3 protein-coding genes and 2 pseudogenes are annotated in these 4,206 nt (G+C 69.6%); 4 read left to right on the top strand and 1 reads right to left on the bottom strand.

Going from position 1 to position 4,206, the window contains the following annotated elements:
• Positions 1–189 (bottom strand): annotated as a pseudogene (locus tag VXC91_RS42900) (TcmI family type II polyketide cyclase); the annotation flags it as partial.
• A gap of 203 nt (positions 190–392) precedes the next feature.
• Between VXC91_RS42900 and VXC91_RS42895 the strand changes: the two are divergent.
• The 4 genes and pseudogenes from VXC91_RS42895 to VXC91_RS42875 form a co-directional block, all read left to right on the top strand.
• Positions 393–701, top strand: a pseudogene (locus VXC91_RS42895) (FAD-dependent monooxygenase); the annotation flags it as partial.
• 151 nt (positions 702–852) lie between these two features.
• Complete coding sequence (locus VXC91_RS42890; RefSeq protein ID WP_329512774.1) at positions 853–1,326, top strand: carboxymuconolactone decarboxylase family protein; 474 nt, start codon at positions 853–855, stop codon at positions 1,324–1,326.
• Between the two features lie 133 nt (positions 1,327–1,459).
• Complete coding sequence (locus VXC91_RS42885; RefSeq protein WP_329512773.1) at positions 1,460–2,383, top strand: RNA polymerase sigma-70 factor; 924 nt, start codon at positions 1,460–1,462, stop codon at positions 2,381–2,383.
• Between the two features lie 213 nt (positions 2,384–2,596).
• Entirely contained in the window at positions 2,597–4,060 is a 1,464-nt protein-coding gene (locus tag VXC91_RS42875) for an Ig-like domain repeat protein (protein ID WP_329512772.1), read from the top strand.
• Positions 4,061–4,206 lie beyond the last annotated feature (146 nt).

Genomic DNA, 4,206 nt, shown 5'->3' with positions numbered 1-4,206 from the left:
GTGTCCCGGGACGGACGCGACCTGACTGCACAGCTGTTCATACGCTTCCAGGAACTGCTGCTGGGCTCCGTCATAGACGTCCACGAGCAGCACGACACGCAGTCTGGAGCCATCGAAGACCGACTGGGAGACCCGTCTCGACACCTGTCGCGTCAGCGGTTCTGAAACACGTTCAGACGTTGTGGTCATCCTGAGCACTTCTCCTTCTCGGGGCAGAGTTCAACGTCGAGCCGCGGGTGACGCGACGTCAGCGTTCCTCGATCGTGTGCCGGTCGCAGAGAGTGCGCGACTCGTATGAACCACGTGGGTGACTGGGCACACGGACCCCGCTTGCGAAGGGCATGGAAACTGCGGGGCGCCCCGTACCCGCTCCGCTGCTTCGGGAGGCATCGATGCGTGAAGAAGCCGGCCACCGGGTTCCGGTCCTGATCGTCGGTGGCTTTCTGGTGGGCCTGTCCGCATCCCTGTTCCTGGGCCGACACGGCGTACGGCACACCCTCGTGGAGCGGCACCCGGGAACCTCCACCCACCCGCGTGGACGAGGCAACAACGCACGAACGATGGAACTGTTCCGGGTGGCCGGCATCGAACGGGACGTCGGAACGGCGGCATCGCCGCTCGCGGACAACCACGGCCCGCGCCGTCCGGTACGGGTGGCGGGTTGCCGTCACATCGTCGTGAAGACGTCGGTTCCGGGTGGCACGGGTGGAGGTGTCCATGCCGCCCTTTTCTCCTTCGACATCTCTGAACACGCCGGCAGGGGGCGACACGGGTCACACGCGTCCGTGTCACGGGGCGCCGGGCCACCTCGTCTTAGGGATGTATCCACTGACGACCACGGAGGAGCACACGATGGACGCGCGACTGAACTACTTCGCCGACCCGACCGCCGGCAAGGCCCTCAAGTACTTCATGTCGGCGGGCAAGACGCTCAAGGAGTCGCCGCTGCCGGCCGCGACGCAGGAGTTGGTGGCGCTGCGCGTGAGCCAGATCAACGGCTGCGCCGTCTGCATCGACATGCACACCAAGGAAGCCGCCGCTGCCGGGGAGGCCCCGGTGCGGCTGAACCTGGTGGCGGCGTGGCGGGAGGCCACGGTCTTCACCGAGGCCGAGCGCGTCGCGCTGGAGCTGGCGGAGCAGGGGACCCGGGTCGCGGACGCGGACGGCGGGGTCAGCGACGAGGTCTGGGCGCGTGCCGCCGAGCACTACGACGAGGAGCAGCTCACCGCCCTGGTGATCCTGGTGTCCTTCATGAACACGGTGAACCGGCTGAACATCATCACCCAGCAGCCGGCGGGCGACTACGAGGTCGGGCAGTTCCACTGAACGGCTGTCGGCAACCGGCCCGGCCGCGGGCTCCGGGCTCCCGGCCGGGGACCTTGCTCTGCACCGCCGGTGGACCGGATGATCATCAGAAGATGCCCGCGCCGACGAGTACGGCCGGACAAGGGGAGTCGGTATGAGCAAGGTCGGGGAGTTCGAGGAGTTGCGGCCACTGCTGTTCTCGATCGCCTACCGGATTCTGGGCAGCGTGGGTGAGGCCGAGGACGCGGTGCAGGAGACCTGGCTGCGCTTCGACGGCTCGGCGACCCGGCCCACGTCGACCAAGGCTTTCCTGTCCGCCACGGTGACGCGGATCTCGATCGACGTACTGCGCTCCGCACGGGTGAGGCGGGAGGAGTACGTCGGGCCGTGGTTCCCCGAGCCGCTGCTCACTGATCCCTATCAGGATCCGGCACGCTCAGCGGAGCTGGCCGACTCGGTGTCGATGGCGGCGCTGCTGCTTCTGGAGCGGCTCAGCCCGCTGGAGCGGTCGGTGTTCGTGCTGCGGGAGGTGTTCGGCTTCGGCTTCGACGAGGTCGCCGCGGCGGTGGGGCGGTCGGAGGCGGCGTGCCGACAGCTGCTGGTACGGGCGCGGCGGCACATGCAGGCCGGACGGCCACGCTTCGACGTGGACCGTCAGCAGCGGCAGGAGCTGGCGACGCGGTTCTTCGACGCCCTTCGCGAAGGCGATGTCGTCGGCCTGCGGGATCTGCTCGCCGCCGACGTGTCGATGGTCGGGGACGGCGGCGGCAAGGCCCCGCAGCTGGCCAGGGCCGTCATCGGCGCCGAGAACGTGGCCCGGCTGCTCGCCTCCGTCTTCCCCTGGATGGCCCGGATCAACGTGACCTTCGAGCCGCACGAGGTCAACGGCCAGCCAGGAGCGATCTTCCGCGACCGGGACGGCAACGTGCTCCACATCTTGGCCCTCGAGGTGCTCGACGGGCAGATCCAGACCATCCGGTCGGTGATCAACCCCGACAAGCTCGGTCACCTGGGGCCGGTCGCTGACGCCTGGGCTGTCGACCGCGAGGTGAAGCAGGCACGCCGGCAGACGAAGTGACCTCGGGACTGGCGTGGGTCGGCTCGTTCACCCCATGGTCGCGAGCGTGGCTGACCAGGGCCGGTGACAGCGGCGGCCAGGCCCTGGCGGCGGGCGCTGGGAAGGGTGCCGATGCCGCCGATCTCGGTGGTGCCGTTCGCCGGGTGGTAATGGCCGACGGCCAGCGGGGTTCCGTCCGAGGCGAGGGCGGCGACAGGTCCTCACCCGCGCCCCTTGGACAAGTACTACGTCTCGGGCCTGGCGCTCAACGCCGACAGCACCAAGCTCTACGCGGGCCTGCGCGAGCAGATCCAGACGTACGACACCACCACGTTCGAGGCGGCCATCGTCGCCAGCACCTACGCCGACACCTGCGGCCGGGAACTCGCCTTCTCCGGCGGACAGTTGTACATCACCACGCCGTACTCGCAGTACCCGGGCGCGTGCAGCTACGCGGCGCAGACCAACCTCGACGGCATCGTGAACGGCGTGTACACGCGCACCGGCTGGAACGACTACGGCATGCTCAAGATCGAGGCCGGGCCCGGCGACCGGATGCTGATGGGCCAGCCGCGCAGCGACGGTGCGACGAACCCCTTCGTCGCCGTGTACGACACCGCCAACGGCTCCCTCGTACGCAACGCCGCCCGCCGTTTCGCCGACAGCGCGGGCAACGGCGCGCTCGACCTGAAGGACATGGCGTTCTCCGCCGATGGCAGCAAGGTCGCCGTGGCCGACGCCGCCTACGGCACCCGGCTGCTGAACACCGGCGACCTGTCGGACGCGGCGAACGGCTACCAGCCGCTGCCGGCCGGTGCGTCCGCCAGCTCGGTCGCCTTCAGCGGCGACGGAAAGTACATCGCGCGCGGTGCCTCGGCCATGGGTGCCACGCCCGACCTGCTGGTCCAGCCCGCCGACCCCACCGACTCGACCGCCCCGCTGGAGTTCGTCTTCGAGGGCTCCCTCGACGGCAACCGGGTCGCCCCGCGCGGCATGGAGTGGGCGGCCGACGGCTCCCGGCTGTTCGCGGTCACCACCAACGCCGCCGGGAACCAGTTCTGGCTGCACATCGTCCAGCCGCCGGCCGTCCAGTACGACACCCGCTTCACCGGCGACCTCACCCACAGCCCCGCCCAGGCGGTCGCGGGCGAGCCGCTGTCGGTGCGCGGCAGGCTGGAGCTCGACGGACCCGCGCCCGGCACCCCGGTGAAGGTCACGGCGACCCGAACGGACGCGACCGGCAGCCACGACCTGGGCACCTTCCCCGTCAAGGCGGACGGCACCTTCGCGGTCCTCGACGAGCCCGACCTCGTCGGCGACGCCACGTACACGGTGTCCTACCTCGGCGACCTGACCCACCGGCCCGCCACGGACGTCACGCACACCGTGACCGTCGCCAAGGCGCCGACCTCGATCGCGCTCACCGCCCCGGCGCAGGCGACCCTGGACGGCGTCCACATCACCGGCACCTTCACCGCGCAGGGCAAGGCGCTGCCGGACCGTGCGGTGCTGAAGGTCGTGCGGACCGACAAGCTCGGTACGGGCACGCTGTCGTCGGTGTCCGTCGCCGCGGACGGCACGTTCACCATCGACCACATTCCGCGCGCCCGGCGCGAGGTGACCTACACGGTCAGCTGGCCGGGTGACGACCTGCATGAGGCGTCCGAGGCCGAGGCGACGGTCTACGTCACGCGCTGATCCCTCCGGTCTCGCCTCGGAAATCACTCAGGGGCATGATCCACTTTCGCGGATCAGGCCCCTGACTTGGTACTTCTCTGTCGGGGTGGCGGGTTTGAACTCACGACCTCTTCGTCCCGAATCAGGCCCTGGAAGATCGCGAATCT

The organism is Streptomyces chiangmaiensis (genome assembly GCF_036281785.1).
Lineage (GTDB): Bacteria > Actinomycetota > Actinomycetes > Streptomycetales > Streptomycetaceae > Streptomyces > Streptomyces chiangmaiensis.
This window is presented reverse-complemented; position numbering and strand designations above follow the sequence as displayed.